The 17,811-nt window shown below is 61.6% G+C and carries 19 protein-coding genes and 1 pseudogene; 9 read left to right on the top strand and 11 right to left on the bottom strand.

The genetic code is table 11. The features are described from left to right. Positions 1 to 384 precede the first annotated feature (384 nt). Both yejK and G7025_RS09240 read left to right on the top strand, forming a co-directional pair. Entirely contained in the window at positions 385 to 1,389 is a 1,005-nt protein-coding gene (yejK, locus tag G7025_RS09235) for a nucleoid-associated protein YejK (protein WP_123480628.1), read from the top strand. Further along, a complete protein-coding gene (locus G7025_RS09240; RefSeq protein ID WP_181078360.1) occupies positions 1,389 to 1,739 on the top strand; it encodes a glutaredoxin family protein in 351 nt (116 codons plus the stop codon). Before yejK ends, G7025_RS09240 begins: the two co-directional genes overlap by 1 nt. Here G7025_RS09240 and G7025_RS09245 read toward each other — a convergent pair whose 3' ends face one another. Genes G7025_RS09245 through G7025_RS09265 form a run of 5 tightly spaced genes read right to left on the bottom strand, consistent with a single transcriptional unit; the run spans position 1,740 to position 5,503 of the window. Continuing rightward, a complete protein-coding gene (locus tag G7025_RS09245; protein ID WP_181078362.1) occupies positions 1,740 to 2,717 on the bottom strand; it encodes a FecR family protein in 978 nt (325 codons plus the stop codon). Continuing rightward, positions 2,714 to 3,289 (bottom strand): RNA polymerase sigma factor, encoded by a 576-nt coding sequence (locus tag G7025_RS09250; protein WP_219855228.1) that lies wholly within the window; start codon positions 3,287 to 3,289, stop codon positions 2,714 to 2,716. The genes G7025_RS09245 and G7025_RS09250 overlap by 4 nt, the downstream gene beginning before the upstream one ends. A 13-nt stretch (positions 3,290 to 3,302) precedes the next feature. Further along, positions 3,303 to 3,629 (bottom strand): DUF3325 domain-containing protein, encoded by a 327-nt coding sequence (locus G7025_RS09255; protein WP_181078364.1) that lies wholly within the window; start codon positions 3,627 to 3,629, stop codon positions 3,303 to 3,305. Next, entirely contained in the window at positions 3,630 to 5,204 is a 1,575-nt protein-coding gene (locus tag G7025_RS09260) for a PepSY-associated TM helix domain-containing protein (protein ID WP_181078366.1), read from the bottom strand. Further along, positions 5,201 to 5,503 (bottom strand): DUF3649 domain-containing protein, encoded by a 303-nt coding sequence (locus tag G7025_RS09265; RefSeq protein WP_181078368.1) that lies wholly within the window; start codon positions 5,501 to 5,503, stop codon positions 5,201 to 5,203. Before G7025_RS09265 ends, G7025_RS09260 begins: the two co-directional genes overlap by 4 nt. Positions 5,504 to 5,674: 171 nt before the next feature. Between G7025_RS09265 and G7025_RS09270 the strand changes: the two genes are divergently transcribed. The 3 genes from G7025_RS09270 (at position 5,675) to fecA (ending at position 9,528) form a co-directional block, all read left to right on the top strand. Continuing rightward, positions 5,675 to 6,163: a sigma-70 family RNA polymerase sigma factor gene (locus tag G7025_RS09270; RefSeq protein ID WP_181078370.1), complete on the top strand. Its 489-nt coding sequence runs from the start codon at positions 5,675 to 5,677 to the stop codon at positions 6,161 to 6,163. Beyond that, positions 6,160 to 7,098 (top strand): FecR domain-containing protein, encoded by a 939-nt coding sequence (locus G7025_RS09275; RefSeq protein WP_181078373.1) that lies wholly within the window; start codon positions 6,160 to 6,162, stop codon positions 7,096 to 7,098. The genes G7025_RS09270 and G7025_RS09275 overlap by 4 nt, the downstream gene beginning before the upstream one ends. Positions 7,099 to 7,188: 90 nt before the next feature. Beyond that, a complete protein-coding gene (gene fecA, locus G7025_RS09280) occupies positions 7,189 to 9,528 on the top strand; it encodes a TonB-dependent Fe(3+) dicitrate receptor FecA (protein WP_181078375.1) in 2,340 nt (779 codons plus the stop codon). Here fecA and G7025_RS09285 read toward each other — a convergent pair whose 3' ends face one another. Beyond that, positions 9,529 to 10,401, bottom strand: coding sequence for a LysR family transcriptional regulator (locus tag G7025_RS09285; protein ID WP_181078377.1), 873 nt, complete (start codon positions 10,399 to 10,401; stop codon positions 9,529 to 9,531). It abuts the gene before it with no gap. A 105-nt stretch (positions 10,402 to 10,506) separates the two neighbouring features. Here G7025_RS09285 and G7025_RS09290 point away from each other — a divergent pair, with 105 nt between their 5' ends. Next, on the top strand, positions 10,507 to 12,015 hold the full coding sequence (locus tag G7025_RS09290) for an MFS transporter (protein ID WP_181078379.1): 1,509 nt from the start codon (positions 10,507 to 10,509) through the stop codon (positions 12,013 to 12,015). A gap of 60 nt (positions 12,016 to 12,075) precedes the next feature. Here the strand turns inward: G7025_RS09290 and G7025_RS09295 are convergent, their stop codons facing one another. After that, the gene (locus G7025_RS09295) at positions 12,076 to 12,486 is read right to left on the bottom strand and encodes an HPF/RaiA family ribosome-associated protein (RefSeq protein ID WP_181078381.1); all 411 of its coding nucleotides are present in this window, start codon (positions 12,484 to 12,486) and stop codon (positions 12,076 to 12,078) included. 214 nt (positions 12,487 to 12,700) lie between these two features. Continuing rightward, positions 12,701 to 13,648, bottom strand: a complete 948-nt coding sequence (locus G7025_RS09300; RefSeq protein ID WP_181078383.1) for a LysR substrate-binding domain-containing protein — start codon at positions 13,646 to 13,648, stop codon at positions 12,701 to 12,703. A gap of 137 nt (positions 13,649 to 13,785) precedes the next feature. On the opposite strand from G7025_RS09300, the gene G7025_RS09305 reads away from it, so the two are divergent. Then, on the top strand, positions 13,786 to 15,162 hold the full coding sequence (locus tag G7025_RS09305) for an L-serine ammonia-lyase (RefSeq protein ID WP_181078385.1): 1,377 nt from the start codon (positions 13,786 to 13,788) through the stop codon (positions 15,160 to 15,162). Positions 15,163 to 15,471: 309 nt separating this feature from the next. Beyond that, complete coding sequence (locus tag G7025_RS09310; RefSeq protein WP_181078387.1) at positions 15,472 to 15,789, top strand: DUF3509 domain-containing protein; 318 nt, start codon at positions 15,472 to 15,474, stop codon at positions 15,787 to 15,789. On the opposite strand, the gene G7025_RS09315 is transcribed toward G7025_RS09310, so the two are convergent. From G7025_RS09315 to G7025_RS09325, 3 genes and pseudogenes are all read right to left on the bottom strand, one after another. Further along, on the bottom strand, positions 15,786 to 16,274 hold the full coding sequence (locus G7025_RS09315) for a phosphate-starvation-inducible protein PsiE (RefSeq protein ID WP_181078389.1): 489 nt from the start codon (positions 16,272 to 16,274) through the stop codon (positions 15,786 to 15,788). The genes G7025_RS09310 and G7025_RS09315 overlap by 4 nt on opposite strands. A gap of 168 nt (positions 16,275 to 16,442) precedes the next feature. Then, positions 16,443 to 16,703: pseudogene (locus tag G7025_RS09320) on the bottom strand (type II toxin-antitoxin system RelE/ParE family toxin); the annotation flags it as partial. Between the two features lie 154 nt (positions 16,704 to 16,857). Next, positions 16,858 to 17,103 carry a DUF6124 family protein gene (locus tag G7025_RS09325; protein ID WP_181078393.1) on the bottom strand — a complete coding sequence of 82 codons (246 nt, stop codon included), beginning with the start codon at positions 17,101 to 17,103 and terminating at the stop codon, positions 16,858 to 16,860. Between the two features lie 423 nt (positions 17,104 to 17,526). Between G7025_RS09325 and G7025_RS09330 the strand changes: the two genes are divergently transcribed. After that, the gene (locus G7025_RS09330; protein ID WP_012722374.1) at positions 17,527 to 17,787 is read left to right on the top strand and encodes a YebG family protein; all 261 of its coding nucleotides are present in this window, start codon (positions 17,527 to 17,529) and stop codon (positions 17,785 to 17,787) included. Positions 17,788 to 17,811 lie beyond the last annotated feature (24 nt).

Here is a 17,811-nt window from a genome sequence, read left to right on the forward strand (position 1 = left end):
TCCCTATCAAATTCATATGGATTGCAGAGTGCAGTGTCAGCCGTCGAGCCCGACCGTCTAGGCCTGGCACCCCTGGCTATAACCGCGGAGATCGGGGTTATAGATGCTTGAAACGGGGATTGGTTCGACCTGACAAATGCTGAATGCACGCTTATCGCCGAGACTTGGCGTAAGACGGGGCAAAACTAGCACAGAGACGGGGAAATATCCGCTTCTACCTACCCATTTGGTCAGCTTTATCGCTCTAAACCGTGAAAAAAACGCATATGCCCCGTCGGACGGCATGCAAAAACCCCTTCCGGGCGCGTCTTGACCAATGGGTGCGGTACACTGGGCAACTTTTCGGGGAGGCCGACCGCTCCCCTTCAACCAGCCGAGAAGCCTATGCCGATCCGTCATTGCATCGTCCACCTGATCGACAAAAAACCCGACGGCACACCTGCGGTTCTCCATGCCCGCGACTCCGAGCTTGCCGAGTCCGCCGCCATCGAGAACATGCTCGCCGACCTCAACGAGAGCTATAACGCCAAACAAGGCAAGGCCTGGGGTTTCTTCCATGCCGAGTCCGGCGCGCACCCGTTCAGCGGCTGGTTGAAAGAGTATTTCGACGGCGGCCAGGATTTCACCGCGTTCAGCCGCACCGCGGTCGAGCACCTGCAAAAGCTGATGGAAGAGTCCAACCTTTCCACCGGCGGCCATGTGCTGTTTGCCCACTACCAGCAAGGCATGACCGACTACCTGGCCATCGCCCTGCTGCACCACAGCGAAGGCGTGGCGGTGACCGACGAGCTGGACGTGACGCCCTCGCGTCACCTGGACCTGGGCCAACTGCACCTGGCGGCGCGTATCAACGTCTCCGAGTGGCAGAACAACAAACAGTCCAAGCAGTACATTTCGTTTATCAAAGGCAAGAACGGCAAGAAGGTCTCGGAGTACTTCCGCGACTTTATCGGTTGCCAGGAAGGCGTCGACGGCCCAGGCGAAACCCGCACCCTGCTCAAGGCCTTCAGCGACTTCGTCGAAAGCGAAGACCTGCCGGACGAATCCGCCCGCGAGAAAACCAAGACCCTGGTGGATTACGCCAGCAGCCAGGCCAAGCTCGGCGAGCCCATGGGCCTGGAAGAATTGTCCGGGCTGATCGATGAGGACCGGCCCAAGGCGTTCTACGACCATATCCGCAACAAGGACTACGGCCTGTCGCCGGAAATCCCCGCCGATAAGCGCACCCTCAACCAGTTCCGCCGCTTCACCGGGCGCGCCGAGGGCCTGTCGATCAGCTTTGAAGCGCACCTGCTGGGCGACAAGATCGAGTACGACGAGGCCGCCGGCACCTTGATCATCAAGGGCTTGCCGACCCAACTGACCGACCAGCTCAAGCGCCGCAACTGATGCTTGGCGGGGTTTTCAAGAAAGTCCTGCTGGTGTTGCTGGTGGTGGTGGTCATTCAGAACTGGGGCAAGATCGAGCGGGTGTTCAACCCATCCCAGGCGGTGTCCGAGCAGGTACGCGCCCAGGCGCGCGTGGTGCTCTACACCACCGAGTGGTGTGGCTACTGCAAGCAGATCCGCCGCTTCCTGGACCAGAAAGGCATTCCCTACCAGCAATTCGATATCGAAAAAGACGCTCAGGCGCGCAAGGCGTACGAGGCGCTGGGCGGTGGCGGGATTCCGTTTGTGGACGTCAATGGCACGCTGATTCGAGACTACCAGCCTGAACAGATCATGGCGGCGCTGAAATAGTCAGCGCACCACGATCACCCGGTCCAATAAGCTGTGCTGTTCGAAGCCCAGCACCGCCTGCAGCGCATTCAGCACTGCTTGCGGGTCCTTGCTCGGGAAACTGCCGCTGACGCGCTTGGCGCCCATCTCCTTATTAAGCAACAGGATGCGGCCCGGGTAATAACGTCCAAGATCCTCGACCACATCGGCCAACGCAGCCTTGTAGTAATTGAGCCAACCGTCGCGCCAGGCCAGGCGCGATTCGCTGTCGACCGCTTGCAAGGGTTCGGCGATGCCATCGGCATAAGCTACCTGCTGGCCGGCGATCAGCACCTGCTGCTGGCCGTTTTTAGAGGGTGTGACCCCGACACGCCCGGTCAACACCGTCACCTGCGCGCCCGCCGGTTGCAGGCGCACTTCGAATTGCGTCCCCAGCACACGCGCTTCACCACTGCCGGCCTCCACCACAAATGGCTCACCGGTGTGGGCCACGCTGAAAAAGCCGGCGCCGCGACGCAACTGGATATGCCGCTCGCCGTGGCTGTAATCCACCGCGATGGCACTGTCGGCATCCAGGGTCACTTGAGTGTTATCCGCCAGGGTCACGGTCTTCACCTCCCCCGGCGCGCTCACATAATCGGCACCGAAGTCATCGATCCAGCGTGACGGCTGCCACCCGGCGCCCATCGAAATCATCAGCAGCAGGCACGCGGCCATGGCCAGTGCGCCGGACCAACGCAGCGCCCGCGAGCGCTTCGCGCGGTTCATGGCGTCGAGGTAGCCCTGCAGCGCCTGGGCATCTTCATGCACGAGCTGGCGCGCGGGCACTTCGCTCAACTCCCACAGCACCTGAGCCTGGGCGTAGGCTTCGACGTGGGCCGGGTCGGCGCGCAACCAGCGGCTGAACGTGGCCTGATCGCCACTGCTGGGCTGGTCGTGCAGCAGACTCAGCCAGGCCAGGGCGGCTTTTTCCTGCTCGGGCGTGGGGGTGAGGTTCACAGTGCTTTCCCTGGCGTGCGTGGGGTCGATGGCTCGCGAAGGCTGGCCTTGCAGGCTTCGAGGGCACGCATCATATGTTTTTCCACAGCGCTTTGGGACAGGCCCATGGCCTTGGCGATGTCGGCGTATTTACGCCCATGGATGCGGTTGAGCAGGAATATGTGCCGGGTGCGCTCCGGCAGGCTGCGCAGGGCGGCTTCGACATGCCGCAGATCATTGCCTGCCTCCAACGCGGCCTGGGGTTCGCAGCCATGATTGTCGCGCTGCTCCGGCAACCAGCCTTCGTTGCTGCGCACCCGCGCGCCTTCGCTGCGCAGGTAGTCGATGGCGATATTACCTGCGCAACGCAACAGGTAGGTGCTGAGCTCTTCGACCTGCACCAGGGGCCGGCGCCAGAAGCGCAGGAACAAATCCTGCACCAGGTCGGCCGCCGTGGCGCGGCAGCCGACGCGGCGATTCACCAGAGCTTCCATCTGCGCACGCTGGGACAGGAACACCTGCAGAAAATGCGCGCGCCCACCCGGCGTGTCGGGCTGGGGCGAGTCCTGGGAATCGGGTGGGTTGCCGATCATGATGCAAACACACTCAGAGGATGGCGAAGGCCGCAACGGGACTGGCCAGCAGGCCGGCGCCCGCCAGAATCAAGGCCAGCCTTGGCCGATACGGCAACAACAGCACCAATAGCAAAGCGCTGAGCATTAACACCGCGCACCACTCCACCAGGCCCTGGGCCCAACCGGACAGCCAGACCGCCGGCCCTATGGCCAGCGTCAGCAACAGCCCGCCCGCCACACGCAAGCCCAGGCGCCGAGCCGGCGACGGTTTGCTGCGCAGCAGTTCGCCATGATGACGGTCGGTGGCCAGGCACAATGCGGTGAAACCCGCGTAGCACATCAACATCGCGATCAGCATTCAGTGGGCCTCACGTTTGAGGGTCAACGGGCGTGCGCGCTCAGCCTTGGGCGCTGGCACGCCGCGACGCTGCATCTTGCGGGCTGCCCAGGCGAAAAATACACCGCAGGCCAGGCAGGTCAGGTCGAAACCGGCCATAGCCCAGTCGCCGCTGGCCAGTGCCACGCCCAGGTGATGGGACGTGGTCAACGCATTGATCACCGGGATCGCCATAAACAGCAGCGCGGCGACGCTCAGTTGCTCGACCCACCCCCGGCGGCCACGGCGCACACTCGCGTGCAGCAGGCTCAAGCCCCAGGCAATGAAGAAGGTCTGAACTTCCCAGCCGGAACGTTCGGCGAAGCTCACCGGCAGCAGACGATTGGCCCAGAAGAATGCGGCGATGGCGATCAGCAGGCCGGACATGCTGGCGATGTTCAACACCTCCACCAGACGCAATTCAAACGGCATTACGTGGGCTTTGGCATGCTTGAGTTGACGCTTGCCTAGCCAGATCACCAGCCCGGTGCCGATCATCGCCGTGCCCGCCAGGCCGCAGATAAAGTACAGCCATCGCAGCACCGGCCCGGCGAAACGGCCCATGTGCAGGCCATAGAAACTGCCGCCGACCACCGCCGGCAACGACGGCTCGCCGCTGACCCGCAGCAGCTCGCCGGTGGTGCCGCTGAACGACACGGTGCTGCCAAAGTCGTGCACCACGCTGTCGGAACCGGCGCGGAACACATTGACCGACGCATTTACGTCGCTGGGGTTAATTACCGCCACCCGCTCAACATGGCCACCCGCCCATTGCGCCCGCGCCTGTTGGTACATCGATGCCAGCGGCAGCAAGCGACCGGGCTGGCCGAGCGCGGGAGCATTATCGGTGGCCGGGAATACGTCGCTGAAAAACGCCTGGGTGTCATTGCCATAGGCGGCCAGAATCGGCGCCGGCATCACCATGCTCATGAAAATCACCAGGCTGCTGTAGGTAATCATCAGGTGGAACGGCAGCACCAGCACTCCCACGGCATTGTGTCCATCGAGCCAGGAACGCTGGCCTTTGCGCGGGCGGAAGGTGAAGAAGTCCTTGAAGATTTTCTTGTGGGTGATGATGCCGGTGATCAACGCGACGAACATCACCATCGCGGCCAGGGTGGAGAGCCAACGCCCCCACGGATAGGGCATTTGCAACTGGAAGTGGAAGCGATAGAAGAACTCGCCGCCCATGCTTTCGCGCGCCTGCACGGCAAGGCCGCTGACCGGGTCGAGGGTTTTGCGCATGAAATTGCCGCGCTGGCCGGGGTCGACCTTGTCCTGCCACATCACCGACAGGCCGGGCTCGCGGGCGTCCGGCAGGTTGATAAACCAGCGTGCGGCGGTCGGGGCGTTTGCCTGCAGGTACTGCTGCGCCACAGTCAGGCTGCGCACGTCATCGACCGGGTGGGTCTGTACTTCGGGCTGCATCCAGTGGCTGATTTCTTCCTTGAAATAGGCCAGGGTGCCCGTCAGGAAAATCGCGAACAGCAGCCAGCCGAAGATCAATCCGGCCCAGGTGTGCAACCAGGCCATCGCCTGGCGAAAGCCCTCTCTCATGTGCGCGTCATCCAAAAACCAACGCCCGCCAGGGTCGCAAACAGGGCACTGGGCAGCATCACGCCAAGCCATGCACGCGCGGCGCTGCGGCAGGCGAAGCACCAGAGCACCGCCAGCAGATAGAACACAAACGAGCTCATCATCCCGGTGATCACCGCGTCGGCACGCGCGGTGGGCAACCACAGTGCCAGGCAGATACTGGCCAGGGAGGCCATAAGGTAACCGCCAATCACCGCCGCCAACACGCGCGAGGTGACAGCAAAGCGGTAAGCCAGGGGCAATGAGGTTTTGCTTTTCATGGGGAACGGCGCCAGGTTCGTCAGCGCGCAATATTAATGATAAATATTCTCATAAGCAAAACAGAACGGATGAATCGCCGAGCCGTGCCGATTGCCGAACCTCGTTGCCCGCCCTACAATGCGAACAATTCTTGTTCTCTAACGCCTGCCGATGCCTGCGGAGTGTTCGCGTTGTCGCCGTCCAACACCGTCGAAGTTTTGTACAACGACCATCATCACTGGCTCACGGGCTGGTTGCGACGCAAGCTCGGCTGCCCGGAAAGTGCCGCCGACCTGGCGCAGGACACCTTTATCCGCGTGCTCACCGCCCGCGAAACGCCCACACTGATCGAACCGCGCGCCTTCCTTACCACCGTCGCCAAGCGCGTGCTGTACAACTTCTATCGCCGCCAGGATCTGGAGCGCGCCTACCTCGACGCCCTCGCGCAGATGCCCGAGCAATTAGCACCCTCGGAAGAGGAACGCGCGATCATCCTGCAAACCCTGATGGAGCTGGATCAACTGCTCGACGGCCTGCCCGTCCAGGTTAAACGCGCCTTTCTGCTGGCCCAGCTCGACGGCCTCACTTACGCGCAGATCGGTGCCGAACTGGGCATCTCCATCGCCACCGTCAAACGCCACCTGCATAAAGCGGCACTGCGCTGCTACTTCGCCCTATGAATATTTCCAGCCATGTCGCCGACCAAGCCGTGCATTGGCTGCTGGAAATGCAGCAAGGCACGCTCACCCCACGTCAACAGGCGGCCTGGCAGCAGTGGTTGAACGCCCACAGCGAACACCAGCGCGCGTGGGAGCATATCCAACGCGTCAATCAGCGCCTGCGCGGCATGCCCTCGCCCCTCGCCCATGCAACGCTTACTGCTCCTACCAGCAGTCGGCGTCAGGCGCTGAAGCTGTTGTTGCTCCTGGGTGCCGGCTCGGCCGCGGCCTGGGGCCTGCGCCGGCAGCACATCCTGCCGCCGCTGACTGCCGATTACCGCAGCCCCGTCGGCCAGCGCCGCCAGGTGCAGTTGGCGGACGGCAGCCAGCTGCAGCTCAACACCGGCAGCGCGGTGGATGTGCATTTCGATGGTGAACAACGCCTGGTGCGCCTGCTCGAAGGCGAGATCCTGCTCAGCGCCAACGCCGGCAGTTCCGCGCTGCAGGTACTGACCGGCCAGGGCCTGCTCAGCAGCCAGGCCGCGCGCGTCAATGTGCGTCAGTTCAACGACCACACTCAGGTGGCCGTGCTCAAAGGCCGCGTCGAGGTGATGCCCAACACCTACAGCGGCCTGCCGCTGGTGGTCGAAGCCGCGCGCCAGGTCAATTTCACCCGTAAGGGCTGGGATACCCCGCGCGCCACCGACGCCAACAGCGGCGCCTGGGCCGAAGGCATGCTGATGGCTGCGCATATGCGTCTGGAGGACTTCCTCGGCGAACTGGGCCGCTATCGCCGAGGCCAGCTCAACTGCGATCCGCAGGTAGCCAATCTGCTGATTTCCGGCAGCTACCCGCTGGATGACAGCGAACGCATTCTCGACCTGCTGGAAATCAGCCTGCCGGTGAAAGTCCGCCGCTTCACCCGCTACTGGGTCACGGTGCAGGCCCGCGCATAAATTATTTTTCAACACCGTGAGCCGTTTTCCGTACCTCGCGTGACAGAGAAGGAAAGCCCCCTTGATCCTTCCTTCTCAGGACCGCCCTTCATGCCCCAGCAACCGACCCTTCTTGCCCGCACCCTGCGCCAACTGCTGCTCGGCGCCAGCCTCAGCCTGACGGTGCTGCCGTCGGTCATGGCGGCCCAGACCCAGCCTTATCACATTGCCCCCGCCTCCCTTGAAGCAGCGTTGAATCAGTTTGGCCGCGAAGCCGGTGTGTTGATTTCGTTCGGCTCCGAGGTAACCGCCGGCCTGCAGAGTCGCGGCCTGTCCGGCAACTACAGCGCCGCCGACGGCCTGCAAACGTTGTTGGAAGGCACCGGCCTGCAAGCACGCGCCGAAGGCGCCAACGCCTACAGCGTGCAACCGGCCAGCGCGCCCGCGACCATTGAGCTTGGCACCTCCAGCGTGGTCGGCGACTGGCTCGGCGATGCGGCGCAGACCCATGTGTTCGAACACCCCGGCGCCCGTGACGTAATCCGCCGCGAAGACTTCGAACGCCAGGGCGCCACCCAGGCCCGCGACGTACTCAACCGCATCCCCGGCGTCAACGCGCCGGACAACAACGGCACCGGCAGCCACGACATGGCGCTCAACTTCGGCATCCGTGGCCTCAACCCGCGCCTGGCTTCGCGCTCCACCGTGCTGATGGACGGCATTCCGGTGCCGTTCGCGCCGTATGGCCAGCCGCAGCTGTCCTTCGCGCCGATCAGCATGGGCAACATGGACGCGGTGGACGTAGTACGCGGTGGCGGTGCCGTACGCTACGGTCCGCAGAACGTCGGCGGCGTGGTCAACTTCGTGACCCGTGCGATTCCGGATGCGCCCACCGTCAAAGGCGGCCTGCAGACTGAAACCAGCCCATCCTCCAGCCACGATGGCTTCAAGACCACCGGCAACCTGCTGGCCGGCGGCACTGCCGACAATGGCCTGGGTGGCGCGCTGCTGTACTCCGGCACCCGTGGCGGCGATTGGCGCGAACACAGCGACACACGCATCGACGACCTGATTCTCAAGGGCAAGTACCAGCTCGACGACGCCAACAGCTTCAACGCCATGGCGCAGTATTACGAAGGCCAGGCCGATATGCCGGGCGGCTTGAACGTCGCGGATTACAAGGCCGACCCGTATCAGTCCACCCGCCCCTACGACAAATTCTGGGGCCGCCGCACGATGTTCAACGTCGGCTACCGCTACGAGCAGGACCGTCGCGAGTTCACCGTCAACAGCTTCTTCACCAAGACCCTGCGCAGCGGCTACCTGGACCAGGGCTCGTTCCTGTCGTTGTCGCCGCGCGAATACTGGGTACGCGGTCTGGAAACCCGCTTCGCCCAGGGCTTCGACCTCGGCCCGACCAACCATGAAGTCGGCGTCGGCTACCGCTACATCAACGAAGCCGGCCACGAACTGCGCTACCGCACGCCGATCAACGCCAATAACCAGCAGATCCCGAGCACCGATAGCCGCAATGACCGTGACACCCGGGGCGGCACCGAAGCCAATGCGTTTTTCATCGATGACCGGATTGATATCGGCAAATGGACCTTAACCCCAGGCATCCGCTACGAGATGATCGAGTCCCAGCAGACCAACAACCTCAGCAACGTCAAGTACAAGGGGGATTACAACACCGCGCTGCCGGCGCTCAATGTTCTGTATCACGTGACCGACGACTGGAACCTCTACGCCAACACCGAAGGCTCGTTCGGCAGCGTGCAGTACAGCCAGATGCCCAACCGCGTGACCAGCGGCGAAGTCAAACCGGAAAAAGCCCGCACCTGGGAACTGGGCACCCGTTATGACGACGGTACCCTGCGCGCGGAAATCGGCGCGTTCCTGATCAACTTCGACAACCAGTACGAAAGCAACCAGACCAACGACTCGGTGATCGCCCGAGGCGAAACCCGGCACCAGGGCATCGAGACCAGCGTCAACTACGCGCTGGACGGTTTGAACCCGGCGCTGGCCGGCTTCGATGTCTATGCGTCCTACGCCTACGTCGACGCCACCATTCGCGAAGACGGCCCGAACAAAGGCAACCGCGTGCCCTTTTCCTCCAAGCACAAAGGCACGCTGGGCGTGGGTTACACCGAAGGTCGCTGGAAACTCAACCTGGACAGCAGCTACCAGAGCAGCCAGTTTGCCGACAATGCCAACACCCGCGCCGAATCCGCCGACGGCGCCAACGGACGCATCCCCGGCTACATGCTGTTCAGCAGTCGTGCGGCGTACGACTTCGGCCCGCAGCTGTCGGACCTGAACGTGGCCGTCGGGGTGAAAAATATCTTCAACAAGCAGTACTTCACCCGTTCGTTCGATGACAACAACAAGGGCAAATACGTCGGCGAACCGCGCACGGTGTATGTGCAGACGTCCATCGCGTTCTGATCAACTGCCCGCCAGGCACGACGGCGTGCCGGCCACCAGCGCATCGATGGCACAGCGCGTCTTGGCCGGCATGTGCGTGGCCGTCGGCCAGATCACATGGATCGGCGCAGGCTGCTCACGGCAATCCGGCAGCACCGCCTCCAATTGCCCACGCAGCACGTAATGCGCAATCAGCCAACTCGGCAACCAGGCCAGGCCGACACCTGCAATCGCGGCATCGGCCACGGCCTGGAGGTCGTCCATGATCAACGGCGAGGCGATACCGGCACGCTGCGAGGGTTGGCTGCGGTACGCAATGCCACGGTGCTCGGCGAGGTCTTCGACCCGCAGGATCGGCCCCAGGCGTTTGAGGTAAGCCGGGGACGCGGCCAGCCCCACCACCTGTTCGCCCAGGCGCCTGGCGCTGAGTCGATCGGTGTCGGGCAGCGCACCGATGCGTACGGCAATATCGAACCCTTCCTGCGCCAGGTCCGTCAGTCGATCGGCGAAGCAAATCTCCACCTCCAGCCCCGGATAACGGTCCATCAAGCCCCACAGCGCCGGCGCAGCATAGTGATGACCGAACGCCAACGGTACGCTCGCCCGCAGGCGCCCGCGCGGTTGCTGCCGACCGCTGTGCAGCACCGATTCGGCGGCCTCCAGTTCGGCTTGCGCGCGCAGACAATGCTCGTAGTACGCCTGGCCATCCTCAGTCAGACGCTGGCGACGGGTGGAGCGCTGCAACAGACAGGTGCCAAGCCGCGCCTCCAGCCGTGCCAGGCCCTTGCCGACGGCGGACCGGGTGAGGTTCAGGCGTTCGGCGGCCTCGGTCAGGTTGCCGCTTTCCACGATCTGCAAAAACAATTCAACGCCATCGAAACGGGGGGTGACCATAATGTGATTGTCGCCTTGAATTCCCTAACTGACGGAAAACTTATCACGGATAAAGAATTAAATTCCCCTGAAAATGGCTAATCCATCCGTTTACAGGAGAATCCCATGCCCGCCGCCGCTACCTTGACCGCCAGCCCCGAGCGCGCTCCCCGACAGGCCGTCGCCCTCACCGCGGTGTGCCTGGTGGCGCTGATGTTCGGCCTGGAAATCTCCAGCGTGCCCGTGCTTCTGCCCACACTTGAACATGCACTCGGCACGGGTTTCCAAGACGCCCAATGGATCATGAATGCCTACACCCTGGCCTGCACCAGTGTGCTGATGGCGGCGGGCACCCTGGCTGATCGCTTTGGCCGCCGGCGCGTGCTGGTGCTGTGCCTGTGGGTATTCGGGCTGGCCTCGCTGGCCTGCGGGCTGGCCGACAGTGCCGCCACGCTGATCGCGGCGCGCTTCGTCCAGGGCATCGGCGCCGGCGCAATGATGATCTGTCAATTCGCGATTCTCTCGCACCTGTTCCGCGAACCGGCGGCGCGGGCACGGGCGTTCGCCATCTGGGGCGTGATCGCCGGTATCGGCCTGGGCTTCGGGCCGATGGTCGGCGCGCTGATCCTCGCGGTCGCGGATTGGCGTTGGGTGTTCCTGGTGCATGTGCCGCTGACGCTGTTCACCCTGGTACTGCTGCGCGTCAGCGTGCAGGAATCCCGCGATCCGGCCGCCCATCGCCTGGATATCGGCGGCATGCTGACCCTGACGTTGGCGGTGTTTGCCCTGGTGTATTTCATCACCCAGGGCAGCGAAAACGGTTTCGCTACGCCGATGATGCTGGGCTGGGCAGGCGTGTCGGTGCTCGCCTTGCTGTTGTTTGTGCTGATCGAACGGCGCAGTGCGCACCCGATGTTCGATTTTTCGGTATTCCGCATCCGCCGCTTCAACGGCGCGTTGATGGGGTCGATCGGCATGAACGTCAGTTTCTGGCCGTTCATGATCTACCTGCCGCTGTATTTCCAGTCCGGCCTGGGCTACGACACCTTGACCACCGGCCTGGCCCTGCTTGCCTACACCCTGCCGACCTTACTGGTGCCGCCCTTGGCCGAGAGGCTGGCATTGCGCCATGGCGCCGAGCGCATCATTCCATTGGGCCTGGGTTTGATGGGGGCGGGTTTTCTGGCGATGGCGGCCGTCAACCGAGTCGAGCACGCTGCTGTCGGGTGGGTGCTGGCCAGCTGTGTGATCGCCGGGGTGGGCCTGGCGCTGATCAACTCGCCGACCACCAATACCACCACCGGTTCGGTGTCGGCTGATCGCGCGGGAATGGCCTCGGGCATCGATCTGAGCGCGCGCCTGATTACGTTGGCGCTCGCCATTGCGCTGATGGGCCTGGTGGTGTTGTTCGGCATTGGTCATTACCTGGCCGGCGTATTACCCACCCGTTCGGCGCAGGAATGGCGGGCCATCAGCCAGCACCTGGCGTCGGGCAAGCTTACCGCGGTGGGGCTGAGCTCGGCGGATGCGCAGGCGGCGCTGCGCCACGGAGCAGGCTGGGCGATGGTATTTGCCGGGCTGGGCGCGGCTGGACTTGGGCTATTGAGCAGGTATTTTTTCCGACGAACCCAGTAACGAAAAACGGGCCTGCATGTGCAGGCCCGTTTCCAGAGGGGATGACAGAACGGTCAGTGATCAGCCGTTGAAAACGGCGCGTTCTTTTTCCAGGAACTCCTGTTCAAGCTCATCTTCGTTGACTTTGGTGGTCGGCTGGCCTTTGCCGGCAGCGCGGGGCTTGCCTTGCAATTTGCCGAAGAGGTGTTCCAGCGCGTGGTCCAGCTTGGTCGCCGCACCGTCGATGGCCTGTTCCAGGGTATCGGCCTTGTGCAGGACCGACAGCGGTTGATGGCGTTTCGGCCGCGCTTCGAGGCGGCAACTCAGATCATGGGGGCCAGGCTTGTCGCCGTTCTCATCCCGCAGGTAGACCTCGACACGGGTCAGGTCTTCTTCATAACGTTCGAGCGTGCTCTCAATGGTAGTACGTACCCACTCCTCCAGTCGGATGCTGCTTTCAATATGGTTATCGCTATTGACTTGGATTTGCATAGTTCTTCCCTTATTTCAGCTAGCTCGCGAGAGGTCACAAACTGCAACACCGTTGTGGTGAAACCATGACCTCTTGATTACACAATTGAGCACCTGCGGAAACAATTCAACCCCTTTGCAAAGATAAATCCTACATTACAAATTAACCCTGACGACGAGCAAAAACGCTGTTAGGGTGGGGAGTTAGTTACATCTTCTTACGTCCTCTCGATCGTCATAATTGCCCCTCTCCCAACGGGTGCACACTGCGAAAAACCGCCGCTTCCTCCACCAGCCAGTCATGCACCGCACGCACGCCTGGGTGGTTCAACGCGCCTGGGGCATACAGCAATACGTAGCGTTTGTGGTTCGGCACGGCAAGGCCGAACGGTACGATCAAGGTGCCGCGCTCCAGCTCATCATTGAGCAGGGTACGTCGCGCAATGGCCACGCCCATGCCGGCGATGGCCGCCTCGATGGTCAGATGGTTACGGTTGAAGGTGTGGCCGCGTCGCACGTCGGCGTCGTGATAGCCGATGGCATTCAAGTAGAACTCCCACTCGGCGTACTCATAACTTCCACGCCAGGCGGTGATGTCGTGCAACAGAGGGAAATGCGCCAGGTCGGCGGGGCCGTGCAGCGGTGGCCGTCCGCGCAGCAGGCTCGGCGCGCACACAGGGAAGATCTGTTCGTCGAGCAAGGCTGTGGATAAAAGTCCAGGGTAGCTGCCGTCGTTGAGGTCGATGGCCAGGTCGAAGTCGCCTTCGTGCAGGGCGACGCTGCTATCTTCGGCGACCAAGCGCAGTTGGATATCCGGAAAGCGTTGCTGCAGACGCGGCAAGCGCGGGGTCAACCACTTGCCGAGAAACGACGGGATCGATCGCAGCCGCAAGGTGCCGCTGATCATGCCCGCGTCCAGCCGCTGCAACTCGGCGTCAATGCTGCCGTAGGCCTCCCCTACCGTCGCCGCTAATCGCTGCCCTTCGGCACTGAGTTCCACACCTCGGGCGCGCCGATGGAACAGGCGAAAGCCTAGGCGCTCCTCCAATTGACGAATCTGCTGACTCACCGCCCCCGGCGTGATGTGCAGTTCTTCGGCGCAGCGGGTGAACGACAAATGCCGCGCCGCACAGGAGAAAACATGCAGCCAGACGTAAGTCTGACCATGGAGTGGCCGAGCCATATGGTTTAGTCCTGCTAAAGAGTGTCTTAGGAGAATTCGTTGGTCAGTGGTGTTACAGGCGCTCAGTATCGCGCCAATTGCGCTCGTCCTACAAAAAATGGCAGCGATTCCTACTCCATTGCTTGTAAGGCTTTAGCATGGCTATCAGTGTTTTCGATCTATTCAAAATCGGCATCGGCCCGTCCAGCTCCCACACCGTCGGGCCCATGCGCGCGGCGGCGACCTTTGCCCAGGCGCTCACCGAGCAACAATTGCTCAGCCAAACGCGCCGGGTCGAAGTACGCCTGTACGGCTCGCTGTCCGCCACCGGCGTCGGCCACGCCACTGACCGCGCCTGCGTGATGGGGTTGATGGGCGAGTGGCCCGATCAGGTCGACCCTACCTCGATCAATCCGCGTATTCAGCAACTGCGCGACAGTAGCCGCTTACTGCTGGCAGGCACCGAGGACATTGCCTTCAACTGGCACACCGACCTGCTGCTGCTCGAAGAGAGCCTGCCCTACCACCCCAACGCCATGTCCCTGCACGCCTATGGCGACCATGGTCTGTTGTGTGAAGAAACGTATTACTCGGTGGGCGGAGGTTTCATCATCGAGGCTGCCGAGGCGGCGTCGGGCATCGCGCCGGTCAGCGATGTGGCATTGCCTTATGACTTTTCCAGCGCCGCCGAACTACTGGCCCTGTGCAAACAGCACGGCCTGCGGGTGTCGGAGCTGATGATGGCCAACGAACGGGCGTGGCGCAGTGACGAAGAGATCCACAGCGGCTTGCTGCATATCTGGTCCGTGATGCGCGAGTGCGTGGAACAAGGCCTGCGCGATGAAGGCATCCTGCCTGGCGGCCTCGACGTTCCGCGCCGCGCAGCGAAATTGCACCGTAGTCTGTTGGAAATCGGCAAACCAAATGTGATCACGTCCACCTTGTCGGCAATGGAATGGGTCAACCTGTTCGCCCTGGCCGTTAACGAAGAAAACGCCGCCGGGGGGCGTATGGTGACCGCGCCGACCAATGGCGCGGCCGGGATCATCCCGGCGGTGCTGCATTACTACATGAAGTTCAACGCCGACGCGTCCGACGATGACGTAGTCAATTTCTTCCTGGCGGCGGCGGCCGTCGGCATTTTGTGCAAGAAAAACGCCTCCATCTCCGGCGCCGAGGTCGGTTGCCAGGGCGAGGTCGGCTCAGCCTGCGCCATGGCCGCCGCCGGTCTGGCGGACATCCTCGGCGCCACACCCGAGCAATTGGAAAACGCCGCCGAAATCGGCCTGGAACATAACCTGGGCCTGACCTGCGACCCCGTCGGCGGCCTGGTGCAAGTGCCATGCATCGAGCGCAACGCCATCGCCGCGGTCAAGGCGATCAATGCCACTCAAATGGCCTTGCGCGGCGACGGCAAACACTTCATTTCCCTCGACCGGGTGATCCGCACCATGCGCGACACCGGCGCCGACATGCATGACAAATACAAAGAGACCTCACGGGGCGGCCTGGCGGTGAGCTGGGTGGAGTGCTGATTGCGCTGTGTGGGATCGTTTTGCTGACAGTGCCCTGAAATAGATCACGGGCCAGAAACAATTGTGGAAAGGGGCTTGCCCCCGTTATCGGCGTGTCAGCCAATAAATACTCAGCTGAAAGAGCGTTATCGGGGGCAAGCCCCTCCCACTTCAGGACGGTCGTTATACGGCACGGCCCTTGCTGTACAGCTCACGAGGCAAACGGAATTTGTGCCCCTCAGCGACGAAGTGGCCGGTGGTCAGGCGATGCGAACTAATCCTGACACCGGTCGTCAATGACTGCATGTTCTTATCAGGCGGTAACGCACCATGGACAATCCTTTTCAGATCATCACCGATACCTTCAGCCCAAAGTACCGCGTCAACTTGAGCATCCAACGGCTCGACGGCAGCATCATGCTCACCCTCTCGGATGAGACGGGCGTGGTGGCCAAGCGCATGATCAGCGCCGAGCAACGCAACGACCCCGAACGGCTCAAACGCCTGGTGCAGAGCATCCAGTTCGGAATCGCCATCGAGCAGGGCCACAGCGCCATGGAAATCCTGGCGGTGATGACCGACGGCGACAGCCACAAACTGATGCAGCCACCGCCGGCCCGCGACCTCCCGCTCAGCGTCGGGCTCTAGAGCTCGCCCTTCTCGGTCTCCAGGCTCGCCTCGCCCTTGCGGCGCGGGCCTTCGACCTTCACCGAGGGGAACGCCGACGACGCATAGCGCACCACCAGAATCGCGAACGCCAACAGCAGAATCCCGCCGCACAGGTAAATGATGCCCAGATCCGGCGGATTGTGGTGGGACACGTTCGAGATCAAAAGACGCGTGAGCGCGGTGATCGCCACATAGATCAGGAAGCGCACGGGCATGTGGTTGGTCTTGAAGTAAATCCCGACCATCGCGCCCAATTCCAGATAGATGAACAACAGCAGGATGTCATCGATCTTGATATGCCCGTTTTCCAGCATACCCAGAAACTCCATCACCGCTGCCCAGGCGGTTACCGCACCAATGGCGAACAGCGCCAGATAGTGAAACGACTCGACAAACAGATTACCCAGCGACTCCGCCAGGCCATGGACCTGGTGGCGCAGCTTTTCGGCCCAGTTGATTTTCACGATGATGCTTCCTTAGGTCGACTCGACCGGATAATGCGGGTTGGACGTGACGGTTGTTCTGCATGCAGAAAAAAGGCCAGAGGCGGGTATAAGATGATGGCGGGGTGACATGAGACACGTGGGAGGATGAGCAGAGTGGATACTTTGCCCATCCGAGAAGCGGATTTTTCAAGGATATCGCTGGCGGTCGTGTAAAACCGAGATGACCCGAATGTTGTCTGTCACTTTATAAACGACCAGATAATTCGGGTGTACCACCATCTCTCGCGTACCGATGACACGCCCAGGGCGGTAAAGATGGGGCCTACGAGAAAGAGCCAGCACGGAGGCTTCTATTGCTTGGTTTACCTCAAGCGCAGCAACTGGACTGCAGTCGCTGATGTAATCAGTAATTTGCCGGAGTTGCACCCGCGCTGCGGGAGCCCACTCAGCATCGCCTTACTTGCGTTTGGATTCGATGAAGAAGGAGTCTAGTCGCTGGAGTTTTACTGTCGTGCTCCGAGCGATGAAGTGAGCAACAGGAAAACTCGAAGCCATTTCTTGACCGCTCCCATAAACGCAGGAACGGTCAGAGGGCTTGGCATCAAACTGGTGCGACTTTCTCTAGCGCTTGGTCGACTAACAGACCGCCAATCTCAACCAATTGGTGAATGGCCAATACCAGACTTCGCTGCGGACCTTCAAGGTCGAATGCCAGCATATTAGCCATTTCACGGGCGCTGTTCAGGGTTTCGCTGGCGTTAGCCAGTAAGGTTTCTGTGTCAGCTTCAGGCGTAACGCTAAATAGCGTCGAATCGGTGGGCGAGGGGTTGGGAGTGATTTTTTTCATAGATTAGTTCCTTAGTTAAGAAACCATCACCGCCTGCCGCCAAGCAGGTTGGGTGACGGATTGCACAAGGTTGGCGGACCGGCAAGGAACAACCCGGCACCCCGAAGGGTCCATGCGCAACCCGCCATGACACAAGAATGCAAATGCAAAAAACGCCTGCAATCTTATAGGGGGGTTGTTGCGTTTCCTTGTTGGGCCGCCAAGCCCGCTAGCTGCATTTGCAGCGCCCGGTGAAAGTAAGCCACCGGACAAATCCAGCGCAACCCCGGCAAGTTGTCAGAAATTTCCGGTGTAGCAAACCCCCGTTTCCCAACTACATTAAAAAACTGCTACCCAAACCCCACGGTTTGGCTTACTCTTTTAGCTGTATATAAATACAGTAGTCGCAAAAGACAACTATCGTGAAGGCATGTGAGGTGGGGAATGGCCGTCGAAGTGGTATACCGCAGCAGCCGAGATCTGGAGCGTTTGTTCATGGATAAAGCCGAAGCTGACCGTCATGACAAAATGCTTGAACTCGCTGAGTTGCTGGCAGAAGTGTTGCAAAAAGCCGTGCCGTCTCTGAGCGAGCAGCAGGTGGAGGAAGCCGGGATCTACATGGCGAAGAATCGCGATGTATTTGCCAAGGCCTTCAAGAGCCAGCCGGACGCGCTGTCCGAGTTGCTGAACGCGCCGGCGGAATAAAGCCCGAATTGAACAGGCCCTGAA

The sequence above is a fragment of the Pseudomonas lurida genome (assembly GCF_013522705.1).
Taxonomy (GTDB): Bacteria; Pseudomonadota; Gammaproteobacteria; order Pseudomonadales; family Pseudomonadaceae; genus Aquipseudomonas; species Aquipseudomonas quebecensis.